This is a genomic window from Mucilaginibacter sp. GW822-FHT03E02 (genome assembly GCF_058801545.1).
Window position 1 is genome coordinate 626,972 of record NZ_JBXANJ010000002.1, and the last position, 16,376, is coordinate 643,347.

The following is a 16,376-nucleotide window of genomic DNA, read 5'->3' on the forward strand; positions in this document are numbered from 1 at the left end:
TGTTTTATCAGCAAACCAATCCAATCTATACCTTGCTGAACGAGAATTTTTCTTTCCTTCTTTGAATGAATTATTTCGCGAATTTCTCAGCTATCGTATCAAGCTGTTTTGCACTGATAGTCTGCCCGCCATTCTCAATCACAACCCTATACTTAAAAGTCACCGACTCCCCTTTATTCAAATGCAAATTCTTAGCTGATTTACCATTGGTAAAAATCTTTTCGCCCAAAGGGTTGGCGGCAAATAAACCATACCCCCTCGCATGCCAAAAAGTAGGATAATTGGGGTTTTGAGGATGATCTATAATAGCAATACTTATCGAGTCGGCTCCCATTTTACCGTAAACTTTGCACCATATACCGCGTGAGCTCCAGGCATCGTTACCGGTTTTGCCTGCGCTGGTCAGATAATTACCATTGGCCACTTTATCGGTACCGGCCTTCACTATGGTTACGTTGCCTTTGTCGTCGGTAAATTTTTGGTCTTCGGTGGCGGGCATTTGCAGGTCATGTGCCAGGCGCAGGCCAAGCAGGCCGTCTTTAGCATCGGTAAAAGTTGCGTCGACATTAGCCTTTAACGTTGTAATACGATCAATTATCCGCTGGTTACCTGTTCCGCTAAATTCAAACCGCGTGGTTTCTTCTAAAATGACGTCTTTTTGTTGATTAGTCCAGTTTGCATGGTATGCCAATACACCGGTTGTGCCGCTTTTGGTTTCCAACACCTTGTCGGTACGAACCCAGCCATACAAATTCTTTTTGTCTTTATGGATGGCGTAGGAGTTATTCCAAAAATCAAGCCCATTCAGGTTTTCGAAATTAAACCAAAGGCCAATATGATGTGGATGATCGGTCGGGTCGCCTGGTTTAGGATCAAGCGGGAAACCACGGGTTACAACAGTGCCATTTGCTGCACGCAAAGGATACAGCACTGGTTTTTCCAGGCTATCCGGGTACACGAAACTTGTAAATGGCTTGCCGCCAATAAACACGTCTACCTTATGCTCATTTTTTGAAGCTACGACCTTTACCTGCTCGCTTTTCTGGGCGGCCGCGCTTGCGGCAAAAGCAACCGAGGCTATTATTAAACCTGTTTTTTTGAAGCTATTCATGGTAATTGCCTTTAATATTTAAAAATCTTACCATTTGCCATTACCTCCTGGGTGCTTTCATCAAATGTAGCTTTAACACCGGTGTGTACAGCAGCATTGGTCATGATATTAGCAATAGAGTGACTGTACCCTGCTTCAACCGGCGCGTTTGGTTGCTTACGGCTGCGCACGCATTCCATCCAGTTGCGTACATGGTTCGAGGTAAGCACATCGCCGCCGGTGTTGGCCGATGCTACAACCTGCTGCGTATTTGCCAGGCTGATTTCGGGCAGCAGGTTGGCTTTCATGCCCATGGCCGCGGCCATTTTTTCTGTAAGCCCGCCATTCGGCGATACCTTATTGGTAATAAGGTTCAGTTCGCCTCCGTTGGAGTAGTATATTTCGGCGGGGTGTTCATCTCCGTTATGCATGCGTGAGCCAAATGTTACCTGGAAACCGGTCGACGGATCGTTCAACGGGCCATAATCAAAGGCAGCCAAAATAGTATCCCAATTGCGGCGGCCATCCTTCCACATATAAATGCCCCCGTTGGCAACCACGCTGCGCGGGTGTTTCAGCCCTGTAAACCAATGTACAGTATCAATCTGGTGGCTCATCCACTGGCCGGCTAAGCCGGATGAATATGGCCAAAACAAACGATACTCCAAATATTTGCGTGGGTCGAAGGCCTCGTATGGCCGGTTCATAATGAAACGTTTCCAATCGGTATCTTCCTCTTTTAACTTACTCAGCAATTCGGGCCGGCGCCAGCGGCCTGGCTGGTTAACGTTCCAGGTAAGCTCTACCATGGTAATGGGGCCAAACTTGCCCGAGCGGATAAAATCATTGGCAGCATGGTAATTATCCCCGCTTCTGCGCTGCGATCCTATCTGCACTATTTTTCCGGATTCCTTAACGGCTTTTAACGCCGCGCGGTTATCCTCCATCGTTTCGGCAAAAGGCTTTTCAACATAGGCATCACAGCCTGCTTTTACCGCCTCAATGGCGTGACGGGCATGCTGAAAATCGGCGGTACTGATGAATACTGCGTCAACCGTTTTACTATCGTACATCTCCTCGTTGTTTCGGTACGCCTTTACATCGTTCTGCATTTTTTCCCTCCAGGTAGCAGCACCCTCCTCTCTCCGGTTTTTCCAGATGTCGGATACGCCAACCACCTCGAAGTTCAGTTCTTTACAATGATTCATAAAGCTGGGGATGTGCGAGCTTTTATGCCTGTCGGAAAAGCCGACAACACCAACCCGAACGCGGTCATTAGCACCAATAATGCGTTTGTAGCTTTTGGCGCTCCACGCATTTTTAGTGATCAATACACCTGCCCCGCCTATCGCGGCCTGTTTTATAAACGTACGACGAGAGTTTTCCATGCTGTTAGGTTTACTTGTTTTTATAGTGTAGATAAAATTGGTTTAAAACAGCGGCCTGGCACCGCTATCATCAAATATCGAAGAAATCCGATAAAAACCGGTATCCGGTTTGTAAGAAGCTTATTACAGTGTAAACAAAGCCTGTTAACGTATAGCTGCTTAAATGGTTAGCGTTTGATAACATTCCATGATTTTACGATATAGTATCCCCAAAGTCCCTTACTTAACGTAATTTCTATTTTATAATCGGAGGGTTTTACTTTATCATACCGATACGGGTTTGAATAACCGATATCCAAAGCTTCAATGTTATTTTCAAATTCAAAATACACCTTTGGTTTTTTGCCGGTCCAGAATTGGGTTACCTGGCAATATATTTTTTCTGTTGGATTGTTAGCAGCTTCCTGCTTATTCAGGTAATCCCAAGCAACATCGGCCACAAACCCGAAACTTAAATAAGAAAAAAGTAAACCCTGAACCAGGCAAAAACCAACAACAAACAGCTTAGATAAAAAACCTTTGCCGCCCCTATAAGCGTCCAACAGAAAAGCGCGCCGATAAATACCGAGGACAATAACTCCCGTTAGCGTAGGCAAAGCCAAAACAAATAAACTATATCGGCTATCATGCCCTATCGTTTTCGGTTTTATAAAAATATCATATAGCACAAAGACTATTATCAACGCAATCACTATCCTATAATGCAAATTATCGGTCTTTTTTCTTGCGGTAATTGTTGGTATCTGTTTGGGTATCTTCATCGCTTGGTGTTATGGTTAACGCTTTTGGCCGCTTTCAAAGTCAAATCAACACAAGTGATCAAAAAACCTTGTACACTTGTCCCGTCTGTGCTCCCAAAACACTTTTAATATAAGCCTGAGTAACCCGCGGCATAGTTACCGGGATGTGGCCGGGGAAGTACGGAAAATAACCGGGCGAATCTTCTACAACGCCCGGGCTTATGGTGTTTATACGTACACCATTTTCCAGCTCAATAGCAGCTGCTTTTACAAAAGCTTCAAGCGCACCGTTTACCGCACTTAAGTTAGATCCTAATACGATAGGATCTTCACTTAAAATGCCGGATGTTAAGGTAAAAGAGCCTTTAGGATTAACGAAATGCTGACCAATCAAAACCAGGTTTACCTGCCCCATCAGTTTGCTGTTAATACCTTTCATAAAATCGGCGTACGTCATAGTCGGTAGCGGTCCAAAATGCCCCTGGCCTGTGGTACTTACCAAGGCATCAAACCGACCGGTCTGCTCGTAAAATTTTTCGATAGATTCGGGCGAGTTGATATCAACCTGTATGTCGCCGCTTTTGGAACCGGCAGTTATTACTTTATGATTACTTTTTAAAGCCGCAGTAACATGTTTGCCAAGCGTGCCACTGGCGCCCACAATGATTATTTTCATGATGATATTGTTTTGATATGTTAAAGATGACGAATATTTATGGCTGTAAACGATAGTACGATTGTAAAATCTATCTCATTTCTGGACGTTCCTGAAAAAGAATATATTTACGTTTAAACGTGCAACTCCCTATGAAAAAATTATTACTGCTTACTATTCTTTTAGCCCCTGCAATAGTATTTGCCCAAAATGCCGACTCGGCCTGGTTTGTAAATAATTACATCAAAAAAGAAGTTCAGATCCCGATGCGCGATGGGATAAAGCTTTTTACATCCATTTATCAGCCTAAGGACCAGGCTGAAAAGCACCCGATCCTGATAACCCGCACCCCGTATTCCTGTGCGCCGTATGGCAAAGATTATCGTGGATACTGGCGAAATTTCATGATCAAATATTGCAAGGAAGGCTATATCATGGTGATCCAGGATATCAGGGGGCGCTGGATGAGCGAAGGAGCTTTCGAAGTAGTACGTCCTTTCAATCCCAATAAAAAAACAAGTAAAGATATTGATGAGGCCAGCGATACCTATGATACTATAGACTGGCTTGTTAAAAACATTGATAATAACAATGGTAATGTTGGTGTAACCGGGATTTCGTTCCCCGGGTTTTATGCAACTGAAGCTGCCTTAAGCGGCCACCCCGCTTTGAAGGCCGTTAGCCCGCAGGCACCGGTTACCGATAGGTTTTTTGGCGATGACGACCACCATAACGGCGTTTTATTTTTAATGGACGCATTTGATTTTCACGTAGGGTACGGTTTTAGCCAGCCACGCCCCCATCCTACCACGTTGCCCGCAAAAACGTATCCAATAAGTGGCCCTGATAACTATGCCTGGTACCTAAAAATGGGGGCTTTACCCAATTTTACCAAAGCATCGGGCGACAGCCTTAAATTTTGGAGCGATATGATGGTTCATCCTAACCTTGATGCCTGGTGGAAGGCCCGCGATACGCGTTCGGGAATTAAAAACGTAAAGCCTGCCATACTGGTTGTAGGCGGGTTATTTGATGCCGAGGACGGCTACGGGGCGTGGAATACCTACCAGGCTTTAGTGAAGCAAAGCCCGGCAACCAAAAGCAATTTGGTAGTAGGTCCCTGGTTTCACGGCCAATGGGCAAGCAAAGATGGTACTCACTTAGGTAACATCCAGTTTGGTAGCAAAACCAATGAGTGGTACCAGGAAAACATCGAAATTCCGTTCTTCAATTATTATTTAAAAGGAAAAGGCTCGATAGATACGCTTAGTAAAGCTACAATCTTTTTCTCTGGCGAGAATAAATGGCGCAAGTTATCCCAATGGCCACCTGCTGATGCTGTGCCTACACCGATTTATTTTGAAGAAAACGGGAAATTATCCTTTGATAACCCAACGAATACCAAAAACACATTTGACAGCTATACAAGCGACCCGGCCAAACCGGTTCCCTATACCGAAAAAGTGCACGAATACCGCACCCGCGAGTACATGACCGACGACCAGCGTTTTGCCGCCCGCCGCACCGATGTTTTAACTTACAGTACCGATACTTTAACTAATGATATTACGCTTGGCGGTCCGGTAACTGCCGACCTGATGGTTAGTATTTCAAATACCGGTGCCGATTTTGTAGTGAAAATTATAGATGTTTTCCCCGATAATACGCCAGCTAACCTGGTTACCAAATATCCTATGGGCGGTTACCAAATGCTGGTACGGGCCGAAATTATGCGCGGCAGGTACCGCAATAGCTTCTCGGCACCCGAAGCATTTGTACCGGGAATGCCTACACCGGTAAAATTCCTGGTGCCTGATGTTGCTCATACTTTTAAAAGCGGCCACAAAATAATGATCCAGGTACAAAGCAGCTGGTTTCCTTTAGCCGACAGAAATCCGCAGCAATTTGTGGATATATATCATGCCAAGGACAGCGATTTTGTGAAAGAAACTATCAATGTTTACCATGGCAAATCGAAGATAATTTTGCCGGTGATAAAAAAATGATAACAGGGAAGGAAAGACGACTGCTTATGAATGAGGCTATCAAAACCATAGCCGTACCATTTTTTAGAGAACAAGGATTCAAGGGTTCATTCCCTCATTTCAGAAGAATGAAAGAAGACAGAATAAATCTGATAACTTTTCAATTTAGCCTCAGTTCACCTCGTTTTGTCGTCGAAATCTCAAACTGCTCACCTAAAGGAATAGCAAGACCATGGGGAGAAGTTGTAAAACCTTCAAGCTGTACAGCCCACGATATGTATAAGCGATTAAGATTGGGCAGCGTTAAAAACAGAACAGACCATTGGTTTGATTTCAGCAAAGATATTTTCTGGGGTGATATCTATCGAAAAAAAGCAAAGGAAATAATTAGCCTGTGGCAGGAAGCCGAAAATTGGTGGAATGAAGATCCAGATAACCAGCGAAATGAAATGGTGCCTTAAAAATCAAGCTATTATCTCAGTCGTCAATTCATTTAAATACTCCGGTACCTGCAACAACCTGCTCCCATACCATGAAAACATCTCGCCATCAACCAAAACAACTTTGGCTTTTGGCAGCAATTGTTTAAACTCATGAATATGTTTTTGTTTGAACGGATATGGCTCGGACGATAAAAACACCACACCAGGGTTAGCAGCAACCAACTCATCCGGAGATACTTCAGGATACCGTTGCGATTCGAAAACGTTAGTTAAGCCACACTTTTGCAGCAAGCTATCAATATATGTTTGCCTGCCAGCAACCATATACGGATTTTTCCATATAAAGTAGGTTACGGTAATATTCAAAGGGGGAAAAATACCTGCATCGAAACGGCGCCTTATTTCGAGATTTAAAGCGTCGGCCTCCCGTCTCTTACCAATAAGATCACCAACACCCTGGATCATGGTTAAGGCGCTCTCCAGGTCATTTATATCACTTATCCAAACAGGGCAAACATCCATCAGCTCTTCAATCTGGCCGCGATCGTTCTCTTCTTTGTTAGCGATAATTAAATCGGGTCGTAGGGATTTTATCAGTTCAATATTTAGTTGCTTGGTGCCCCCTACTTTGGTTATGGCTTTAACTTTTGCTTTCGGGTGAATGCAAAAGTTGGTAATACCAACAATCTCAACATCTAAACCTAAATAAAGCAAAAGCTCGGTTTGCGAGGGCACTACAGAAATAATACGTTTTGGTATGGACGGCAGCTTAATAACGCGGTTTAATTGGTCGCGAAACTTGGCCATTTTAAAACGCGTTCTTCTCTCCTCTTAAAGCATTCCAAAACGTTAAGAAAACAATCTTCATATCCAACAGGAATGACCAATTCTCGAGGTACCAAACATCCGCCTCAACACGTTCAAGCATAGCCTGAGTTGTTTGGGTTTCGCCCCTTAAGCCATTTATTTGTGCCCATCCTGTAATTCCCGGCTTTAAAAAGTGCCTAACCATAAATGTATCGATAAGCTGCGAATATTGCTGTGTATGGCTAATCATGTGTGGCCTTGGGCCCACTACCGACATGTTTCCCAATATTACGTTGAAAAACTGGGGAAGCTCATCAAGGCTTGTTTTGCGGATAAAGGCCCCTGTTTTGGTAATACGTGAGTCGCCACGGGTTGCCTGCTTTTTATCAGAGTCCTTGTTTACCCGCATACTGCGGAACTTGTAACACTTAAATGGTTTATTATCCCTTCCCGATCGTTCCTGTACAAAGAATACCGGACCTCGTGATTCGAGTTTGATCAAAATAGCAAGGATTGGAAAAAGCCAGCTGAACACAAAAAGAATAATAAATAATGAGAACAAAACGTCAAACAGTCGTTTTATAAACCGGTTGAGCATATTCTCCAATGGCTCTGGCCTTACAGAGATAACGGGGATATGCCCAAAACTCTGAATAAAAGTTGGTTTTTTTGCATAATCATAATACTCCGGAATAAACTTAAACCTGATGAGGTTTTTATCAGCATCAAGCATTAGCCGCTCAATTGTTGCTGCTTCGGAATTGGGTAGGGTACAAAAAATCTCGTCTACCTTGTTATTTAACACATAACTGATGCAGTCATTTGTTCCGCCCAAATAAAGGTGCTTATCATTTACAAGTTCCGGATTATCGTCAAAAAAACCTACAAGGTTGTAGCCACGCTCGGGGTTTTGTTTAAAAAAACCGTACAAATCGGCCCCTATCCTACCACCGCCAATAATAATAACCGCACGGGTATCTATCAATGATGCCCTGTCACTTTTACGTATTGTAAGGAATATCAGCTTCCACAAGCCAAGTAAAAATCCAAATAATGCAAGGGAATAAAACAGGTATTCGCGCGTAATAAAATAAGCCTTTGTACCTATAAGTATAATTATGGTAAAGCAAATAAAGCTAACAAACAACAGGTACGTTTTTATTACCCCACGATATGTTTTGATAGAATCTTTATTCAACACATGTTCATACAAGCCGGTAATATTGGCCGATAATAACCAGATTAAATTAAACACCAAAACAATTGGTAAATATTTCCTGTTGTTTATCCAAAAAATGTATGACCTATCTTCGATAAAGTAAGAAATTACCATGCTCATATTAAGTATAATATAATCAATGGTAAGGTTCACTGCTTTAATAAAAGTAGCGTATCTGTGAATCATGTATTAGAGCTTGTTGAAGTATATAACACCCGCTAAAATTAGCATATTTATTTATAAATAACAATGTGATAATTGAAAGTACAATTGGTTACAAATGTGTTATAGCATAGGTAACAAAATTAAAAATTAAGAAATTCATATCAAATCAAATATAAAACTACCATTGGCTTTAACAACAATCTTATTTCAAATGCGGGTTAATTATAACCTGCCATCAATAATGCTTTTATCCAATACTCCTTTGATATCAAAAATTACCGATGAAGGGCCTTTTTTTAATCTATCATAGTTAAGGTTAAGAAATTCCCTGTGCGATACTGCAACTATGATAGCATCGTACCCGCCTTTCAACTCATCAAATGCTTTAAGGGTTTTCACCTTATACTCTGATTCAACCTCAAATGGGTCTGCCCATGGGTCGTAAATTTCATAGCAAGCCTCAAACTCGCTTAAAACTTTTATAATATCAATTACCCGGGTATTGCGTACATCAGGGCAGTTTTCTTTAAAAGTAAAACCAAGTACCAGTACATTTGAGTTTTTTACCGGAATATCTTTTTTAACCATTAGCTTAATTACCTCAAGAGCTACATATGTGCCCATGCCATCATTTAGCCTGCGGCCAGCCAATATAATCTCGGGATGGTAACCTACCTCCTGAGCCTTTTGGGCAAGGTAGTACGGATCAACCCCGGTGCAATGGCCACCAACAAGTCCTGGTTTAAAATTCAGGAAATTCCACTTGGTACCGGCCGCTTCCAAAACAGCATGCGTATCAATACCCATGATCTGAAAAATTTTGGCCAGTTCATTTACAAACGCGATATTGATGTCGCGCTGAGAGTTTTCAATTACTTTACAGGCTTCAGCAACTTTTATACTTGGGGCTTTGTGTGTCCCCGCAGTCACAATCATTTGATAAAGTTTATCAATAAAATCTGCAGCTTCGGGCGTTGAGCCAGAGGTGACTTTTAAAATATTGGTAAGGGTATGCACTTTATCCCCGGGGTTAATCCGCTCGGGCGAATACCCTGCAAAAAAATCGGTGTTAAACTTAAGCTTAGACACCTGTTCAAGTATGGGCACACATATGTCCTCGGTAACGCCGGGATAAACTGTTGATTCATAAATCACTACATCACCCAACTTAAGCACAGAAGCCACTGATTCACTTGCTTTTTTTATCAGGTCAAGATCGGGACGGTTATACAGATCGGTAGGTGTTGGTACCGAAACTATATATACATTACAATCTGCTATATCCTTAATATCTGATGTAAATACAAGTTTGCCACTGCCTGATAAAACCGATTCTAATACTTCAGTATCAGTTTCCAACGTACGATCGAAAGCATTATTTAACTCATCAACCCGGCTTTTTTTTATATCAAATCCTTTTACCTTTATTTTTTTTGCAAACTCAACGGCCAACGGCAATCCAACGTAGCCCAACCCTATTATTGCAATACGGGCAGTTTCCGGAGCATTAAATTGTTGCTGGATTTGATTTGACGGATGATCAAACATGTTTAAACAAGGGTAGATATTTGCAAATATATGTTATTTTTTGTGTTGATAAACTACATTATTGACTGTAGATTTGGTATACGCCATTAACAGACCTGTGAGCCGCAGACCCTACAAGTAAAGTAGTAATTTTCCTGTCGATCATCAATTGCTCGGCATAACCTGCAAATTCCTCACCATCAATAATAATGGGGTTAATTGTCATTATTTCCAAAAGACTTAATGCCGACGGATCCGGGTGCTTTAATAAAGCGCGTCGCAAATCGCCGTCGGTAATAATTCCTTTAATATTATCGGCCTGCCCAACAATAACCATTCCCAGTCGCCCGGCCGACATACTGAGCAACAACTCTGTAAACGACGCACCTTCATCTATAAAAGGCAACTTATCTGTACGCATTACATCTTTTACCCTAACCAATAATTTACGGCCAAGGCTGCCGCCGGGGTGAAAACGGGCAAAATCGTGCTGCTTAAATCCACGCGACTCCATCAATGCAATTGCAAGCGCATCTCCCATAACAAGCGCAGCTGTAGTTGACGATGTTGGCGCCAATTCCAACGGACAAGCCTCGCGGGAGATTTTTATATTTAAGTGATGATGACTATTTTTAGCAACAGTAGAGTTTGAATTGCCGGTAACGCCTATAACAAGATTATCGTTCCATTTTAAAAAAGGGATTATACGTAGTACTTCATCAGTTTCGCCCGAATACGAGATCAGCATAACAGCATCATTAGTACCAACCATCCCAAGATCGCCATGAAATGCCTCGCCGGGATGCAGGAAAAAGCTTGGTGTACCGGTACTGGCAAGTGTGGCTGCAATTTTTTTTCCTATCAATCCGGATTTACCTATGCCAATAACTACTACCTTACCCGTACAATTCAATACAGCCTCGACGGTTTTAGTAAATTCATCGTCAATTAATTTCGCTACATGTTGCAGCGACTCTATTTCGATAGCAAAAACTCTTTTGGCAATATCCTTCATTAATGTTATACGTATTAAGTTTTACGTTTTTAATGATAATTCACGTACTACTTACAACGTAATACGTAAAACCCAACGCTATACAAGCGAACTTATCAAGGCATCCAAATCATGAAGCTTCAGCATATTGGGGCCATCGCTCAGGGCATTATCCGGATCGGGGTGTGTTTCAATAAAATAGCCATCGGCCCCAAATGCTTTTGCAGCAAGCGCCATCATGGGCACAAAAGTGCGATCGCCGCCCGTTTTACCACCTGCTCCGCCCGGCCGTTGTACCGAATGGGTACAATCCATACAAACGGGATGGCCAAAAGCCTTCATATCGTAAATATTCCTGAAATCAACGGCAAGGTTATTGTAACCATACATATTGCCACGCTCGGTAAGTACCACTTTGGTGTTACCGGCCTCCAGCACTTTTTGGGCTGGATAAAACATATCTGCGCCCGAAAGGAATTGTGCTTTTTTGACATTGACTATTTTACCTGTTTCGGCAGCGGCAACCAAAAGGTCGGTTTGGCGACATAAGAACGCCGGAATTTGCAGTACATCAACCACCTCTGCGGCAATAGCCGCCTGGAAAGGTTCGTGAATATCGGTTATAACAGGCAAGCCAAATTTCTCTTTGACATTTTGAAGCATTTCCATCCCTTTCCCTATGCCCGGGCCACGGTAAGAGTGGATGGAGGTACGGTTGGCTTTATCAAAAGAAGATTTGAAAATCACGGGCACGTTATATTTTTGGCCAACTTCGGCAACCTTTTCGGCAACTGTGTATAACAACTCCTGGTTTTCCATTGCACACGGACCCAATATAAAAAACGGCTTCTGCCGCATCTGCTCAAATAACATATTATGTAGGTTATGCGGCAAAGATAGTGATAAGCACGAATTTCACGAATGAAACTGATTGGCACAAAAACGCCGGCAAGTAGATATCGCTGCTAATAGATCTAATATAAAAACGGCAACAAATTAAAATTCGTGTAATTCGACATAATTGGTGAAATTCGTGTTTATGAATTATTTTGAATTTTATGGCATACCCGAATCATTTAATATTGAACCGGCCAAGCTCAAAAAGAAATTTTACGAACTAAGTAAACTATATCATCCCGATTTTTATGCAGGCGAGGATGAAGCAAAACAACAGGAAATACTGGAATTATCTACCCTGAATAACAAAGCCTACCAGACATTAAATGACCCGGCACGCAGAATGGAATACGTTTTAAAGCTCCATGACCTGGTTTCTGAAGGCGCAAAACCACAATTACCGGCCGATTTTTTGATGGAAATGATGGATATTAATGAAAGATTGATGGAGGTTGACAACAGCACAGAACTGGCATCAATAACGGCGGAAGTACTTGCCTTTGAGGCTGATATTAACGAAAACCTGCACGAACTAACAGCTGATTATACGCAACTTGACCATACTGCACAGGAAGAACGGCGTATAAAAATTGCAAATATTTACTACAAACAAAAATATCTGTTGCGAATTAAAGAGAGTTTAGATACATTTGCAGCCCGCCTGTAAAAGATCGCTGATCAGATTTACAGAGTATGCCCAGCTGGCGGAATTGGTAGACGCGCTGGTCTCAAACACCTGTGGGAAACCGTGCCGGTTCGACTCCGGCGCTGGGTACTGGAAAAGTTAGGTACTACACAACTTTACTTTAAAATTCAAACCCCCTCTTTACAATTGCGTAGAGGGGGGTTTTTGTTTAACAAAAAATAATTCCCACTAATTGTACTATAAAACTTAACTTTGATAAGGTCGTTATGGAACGATGTTAACATTCGATATAAGTAAATTGACAAATACCAACAACCATATCATTAGGGCAATAAGCACATCAGTTGACATCACAGCACAACCAGAAGTCATTTGGGAAAATATTACAAACGTAAAAATCGAGCAGTTTTCTGATCCAATACTTTTTAAAATACTCGATATTCCTAAACCGTTGAGAGCGGAGATAATATCCGAAGGCAAATACGGTAAACGAATTGCATATTTTAAAAATGGAAAAAGGTTTATACAAGAAATTTTAGAATGGGATCCATTTTTCAAATATTCTTTTTCTTTCAACCCTGAAAAGGGCTTCAAAGTGTTTTATTGGTTTGAAATTTCTACTGGTGTATTTAGAATTTTATCGGGATCTTATTTATTAACCCAAAAAGACCAAGTAACCAGTTTAAAATTAAACTCTACGTATAGTATCGACAGCCGGTTTTATTATTTATTCAAATTTCCGGTGAAAATGATCCTAAAAGTTTTTCAGAGGTATTTGTTAACTTCAATTAAAAAGAATACCGGGTAAATGGAAACGACAAAATTTACAGAAACAATAGTAATTGAGGAAATTTCTGAAAGGGTATTTGACTATACGCAAGATTATAATAAACGGCTAATTTGGGATACTTTTTTAAAAAAAGCTTATCTAACTGAAGGTGCGGAAAACGCTGCCAAAGGAGTTAAAACATATTGCGTCGCTAAAAATGGATTAGGAATGACAACAGAATATATAACATTCAATCGACCTAAAGTAACTGCAATCAGAATGACCAAGGGGCCCTATTTATTTAAATCATTTTTGGGATCATGGGGATTCAAAAAACTCAAGGAAAATAGAACCGAGGTTAGTTTTATATATTCTTTTTCTCTCAGATTCCCATTTAACTTGATAACTAAATTAATAAAAAATAATTTACAAAAAAATGTACAACAACGCTTAATTGACCTTAAAACTAATATTGAAAATACGAATTATTAATGGTTTACGATAAATGTGAAAGCGGGGCGATCTTTTGTGTACAGTAACGATTTTGACCTTTACAAGTTTTCTATTCAATCCTAATCCGTTCAACCCCAATATTTAAAACGTCTATTATATTAGCTGTACATCTTCCATAATGGATACTACTTTATAAAACTTTTAACTTTCAAATCTTGGATTATTGGCTCTATAAGCCGTAAAAAGCTTTCTAAATATTGAAAGTATTCCTGTTGATCGATACAAAGCCTTCCTGAGAAATCAGGAGGGCTTTGTTGTTTCTATGCCTGTTATCATCAAATTAAAAACCGCAGGATAAAAAAATAAAAACTTTAAAATATTATTGCCAGTTAATCGTCTGCATAAACATGTACGGAACCTTATTGGCATTACACTCACTCACCCGCTGGTTGGTATTTAGTACCCTCCTGTTCGCTATTTTTCGTGCTTATCGTGGCTGGTTGTCACAAAAGCCTTATTTAAAATTCGACAATGTTGTAAGGCATACCACAGCAACTGCGGCACATATTCAGTTAATATTGGGCATCTGGCTATACTTCATTAGCCCGATTGTTGCTTACTTTTTACACCATTTTGGCACTGCAGTACATGAACGCGCCATCCGTTTTTTTGGCATGGAACACATCACCATGATGTTGATCGGGATAACACTCATTACCATTGGCTCGGCCAGAAGCAAACGACAAGTTAATGACCTTCACAAATTTAAAACAATGGCAATTTGGTTCACCGTAGCCCTGGTGGTGATACTAAGTTCGATACCCTGGTCGTTTTCGCCGCTCATCAGCCGGCCAAATTTCCGGCCATTCTAAGAAAACAGTCAATGCCATTGCCCAATGACGCTTACAAAGTATATAAAATACCATTTGGCATTGCAAATAAAAGATTTCAGCGGGCTGCTTTTCACTATTCATATCTTTATTACTGATTTAAATGGGTAGCTTTTTTGGCGCTTATACACAAAAAAAAACGGTTTACCGCTAATATCCCCTTCTTTACCGGTAAGCTCCCCCGGTTTACCTTTTTTGCTTTGGCTCCGGTTAGTCATCCATATACTTTTGTTTAAAATGATTTAAAGTGTCAATCGTCTATACTACTATGGAAAATAATTATTTCATGATGAACCCGGCCCCTGCTCCCCCAGACAAAGAGCAGGAACTTGCCATCCTGTTTCTCGATCTCCGGAATTTCACCGGCTTAATGGAAGCACAGTCTGGTAAAACCGTTATTCAAATTGTGCGCCGTTTGTTCACCGCATTCAATCAAATCATCAAGAAATTTGAAGGTAAAGGTGGTAGAAATAGCGGGCGATAGTTTATACGCCGTATTTGGTTTGCAAACCGGGTTGAAAGAATCTGTAAACAATGCTTACCTGGCCGCCAAAGTGATGTTCCAAACAGTTAGCCTGTACAACGAAGCTTATGACGAACCTTATTATGGAGGCCCGCTTGAGATTGGTGTCGGTCTGCATGCCGGTAAAGTTTTTGTTGGCGAGTTTGGGCTGGATAACGCTCCACAATTATCTGTAATGGGCCTTCCCGTCAACTTTGCATCCAGGCTACAGGCAAAAACTAAAGAGCTGAATAATGATATGATCATTTCAGAGCATGCATACCAGTTATTAGCAAGCGACGGAGCTATCGCCCATTATCAAACCGTGCAGTTGCAGGGAATCCGTGGAGGTCAGCAGGTTCGCCTGGCAGGAAAACCATATAGTAACCGCCATCAACCAAACCTGGACTATTTATTAGCCATTTCCGGTTAACCCATAAGTACGGCTGATCAGTACGGAACATTTTTACTGATTTTTCCAGAATTGCCCCACGTACAAATCAAGCGGATGATTCTCCGTAATGAGATTCACTTTCGGGCACTGTGCAATGAACTACATTACGTAGCATTCTTTATATCTTTGCATCGGTTTAATTTATCATCAAAATCAATGCACAGCAAGCTTTTAGACTACATCAGGCGATATGCTACGTTGCCACTTACAAGTGATGAAGAAGCGTTAATTGTAGCTGCTTTCCAACCCAAAAAGCTCAGAAAAAAGCAATACTTTTTAGAAGAAGGCAATGTGTGTAAATACGTTGGTTTTATTGTAAAAGGCGCTATGCGGCAATATAGCGTAGATGACAAAGGGGTGGAGCACATTGTACAGTTATACATTGAAAATTATTGGGCAAGCGACCGTGAAAGTGCTGTCATGCTTACACCATCGAAGTATTATATTGATGCCTGGGAAGATACCGAACTACTCGTTGCCATGGTAGCAGATATGCTGGATCTGATAGAAAAAGTACCTTCATTTGGACAAATGACAAGATTAATGGACCAAAGAAGTTTCATTGTTTCTCAGCGAAGATTGAGTTCTGCCATTAGTAATACAGCAGAAAAACGTTATGAAGAATTTGCTGAAAACCATCCTCAATTTATTCAACGATTTCCCCAGCATCTCATTGCTTCTTTTTTGGGTATAACCAAAGAAACTTTAAGCAGAATTAGAAAACAAGCAAGTAAATAACTTCTATTTTGGTT

18 protein-coding genes and 1 tRNA gene are annotated in these 16,376 nt (G+C 41.2%); 10 read left to right on the plus strand and 9 right to left on the minus strand.

What is annotated here, in order from left to right; translation table 11 throughout:
- Positions 1–70: 70 nt before the first annotated feature.
- The 4 genes from AC1RM2_RS29300 to AC1RM2_RS29315 form a co-directional block, all read right to left on the minus strand.
- Positions 71–1,111, minus strand: a complete 1,041-nt coding sequence (locus tag AC1RM2_RS29300; protein WP_492988698.1) for a DUF6807 domain-containing protein — start codon at positions 1,109–1,111, stop codon at positions 71–73.
- Positions 1,112–1,122: 11 nt separating this feature from the next.
- On the minus strand, positions 1,123–2,478 hold the full coding sequence (locus AC1RM2_RS29305; RefSeq protein ID WP_492988699.1) for a Gfo/Idh/MocA family protein: 1,356 nt from the start codon (positions 2,476–2,478) through the stop codon (positions 1,123–1,125).
- A 167-nt stretch (positions 2,479–2,645) separates the two neighbouring features.
- Entirely contained in the window at positions 2,646–3,239 is a 594-nt protein-coding gene (locus AC1RM2_RS29310; protein WP_492988700.1) for a hypothetical protein, read from the minus strand.
- A 58-nt stretch (positions 3,240–3,297) separates the two neighbouring features.
- Positions 3,298–3,894, minus strand: coding sequence for a short chain dehydrogenase (locus tag AC1RM2_RS29315; protein ID WP_492988701.1), 597 nt, complete (start codon positions 3,892–3,894; stop codon positions 3,298–3,300).
- Between the two features lie 131 nt (positions 3,895–4,025).
- Between AC1RM2_RS29315 and AC1RM2_RS29320 the strand changes: the two genes are divergently transcribed.
- A complete protein-coding gene (locus tag AC1RM2_RS29320; protein WP_492988702.1) occupies positions 4,026–5,879 on the plus strand; it encodes a CocE/NonD family hydrolase in 1,854 nt (617 codons plus the stop codon).
- Positions 5,876–6,319 carry a DUF4304 domain-containing protein gene (locus AC1RM2_RS29325; protein WP_492988703.1) on the plus strand — a complete coding sequence of 148 codons (444 nt, stop codon included), beginning with the start codon at positions 5,876–5,878 and terminating at the stop codon, positions 6,317–6,319. Before AC1RM2_RS29320 ends, AC1RM2_RS29325 begins: the two co-directional genes overlap by 4 nt.
- A 3-nt stretch (positions 6,320–6,322) precedes the next feature.
- On the opposite strand, the gene AC1RM2_RS29330 is transcribed toward AC1RM2_RS29325, so the two are convergent.
- From AC1RM2_RS29330 to kdsA, 5 genes are all read right to left on the minus strand, one after another.
- On the minus strand, positions 6,323–7,108 hold the full coding sequence (locus tag AC1RM2_RS29330) for an ABC transporter substrate-binding protein (protein WP_492988704.1): 786 nt from the start codon (positions 7,106–7,108) through the stop codon (positions 6,323–6,325).
- Position 7,109: 1 nt separating this feature from the next.
- Positions 7,110–8,513 (minus strand): undecaprenyl-phosphate glucose phosphotransferase, encoded by a 1,404-nt coding sequence (locus AC1RM2_RS29335; RefSeq protein WP_492988705.1) that lies wholly within the window; start codon positions 8,511–8,513, stop codon positions 7,110–7,112.
- A gap of 201 nt (positions 8,514–8,714) precedes the next feature.
- A complete protein-coding gene (locus tag AC1RM2_RS29340) occupies positions 8,715–10,040 on the minus strand; it encodes a nucleotide sugar dehydrogenase (protein ID WP_492988706.1) in 1,326 nt (441 codons plus the stop codon).
- Between the two features lie 58 nt (positions 10,041–10,098).
- On the minus strand, positions 10,099–11,034 hold the full coding sequence (locus AC1RM2_RS29345) for a KpsF/GutQ family sugar-phosphate isomerase (RefSeq protein ID WP_492988707.1): 936 nt from the start codon (positions 11,032–11,034) through the stop codon (positions 10,099–10,101).
- A 78-nt stretch (positions 11,035–11,112) separates the two neighbouring features.
- A complete protein-coding gene (gene kdsA, locus AC1RM2_RS29350) occupies positions 11,113–11,886 on the minus strand; it encodes a 3-deoxy-8-phosphooctulonate synthase (RefSeq protein WP_492988708.1) in 774 nt (257 codons plus the stop codon).
- Positions 11,887–12,052: 166 nt separating this feature from the next.
- Here kdsA and hscB point away from each other — a divergent pair, with 166 nt between their 5' ends.
- The 8 genes from hscB to AC1RM2_RS29390 all read left to right on the plus strand — a co-directional run bounded on the left by hscB (position 12,053) and on the right by AC1RM2_RS29390 (position 16,362).
- A complete protein-coding gene (gene hscB / locus AC1RM2_RS29355) occupies positions 12,053–12,577 on the plus strand; it encodes a Fe-S protein assembly co-chaperone HscB (RefSeq protein WP_492988709.1) in 525 nt (174 codons plus the stop codon).
- Between the two features lie 28 nt (positions 12,578–12,605).
- Positions 12,606–12,685: transfer RNA gene (locus AC1RM2_RS29360), tRNA-Leu, on the plus strand.
- Between the two features lie 169 nt (positions 12,686–12,854).
- Positions 12,855–13,364: a hypothetical protein gene (locus AC1RM2_RS29365; RefSeq protein ID WP_492988710.1), complete on the plus strand. Its 510-nt coding sequence runs from the start codon at positions 12,855–12,857 to the stop codon at positions 13,362–13,364.
- A complete protein-coding gene (locus AC1RM2_RS29370) occupies positions 13,365–13,817 on the plus strand; it encodes an SRPBCC family protein (RefSeq protein ID WP_492988711.1) in 453 nt (150 codons plus the stop codon). It begins immediately after the preceding gene.
- Positions 13,818–14,185: 368 nt separating this feature from the next.
- Positions 14,186–14,650, plus strand: a complete 465-nt coding sequence (locus AC1RM2_RS29375) for a hypothetical protein (RefSeq protein WP_492988712.1) — start codon at positions 14,186–14,188, stop codon at positions 14,648–14,650.
- 286 nt (positions 14,651–14,936) lie between these two features.
- Positions 14,937–15,152 (plus strand): adenylate/guanylate cyclase domain-containing protein, encoded by a 216-nt coding sequence (locus AC1RM2_RS29380; protein WP_492988713.1) that lies wholly within the window; start codon positions 14,937–14,939, stop codon positions 15,150–15,152.
- Positions 15,118–15,603, plus strand: coding sequence for an adenylate/guanylate cyclase domain-containing protein (locus AC1RM2_RS29385; RefSeq protein ID WP_492988714.1), 486 nt, complete (start codon positions 15,118–15,120; stop codon positions 15,601–15,603). Before AC1RM2_RS29380 ends, AC1RM2_RS29385 begins: the two co-directional genes overlap by 35 nt.
- A 177-nt stretch (positions 15,604–15,780) precedes the next feature.
- Positions 15,781–16,362, plus strand: coding sequence for a Crp/Fnr family transcriptional regulator (locus tag AC1RM2_RS29390; protein WP_492988715.1), 582 nt, complete (start codon positions 15,781–15,783; stop codon positions 16,360–16,362).
- Positions 16,363–16,376: the final 14 nt, after the last annotated feature.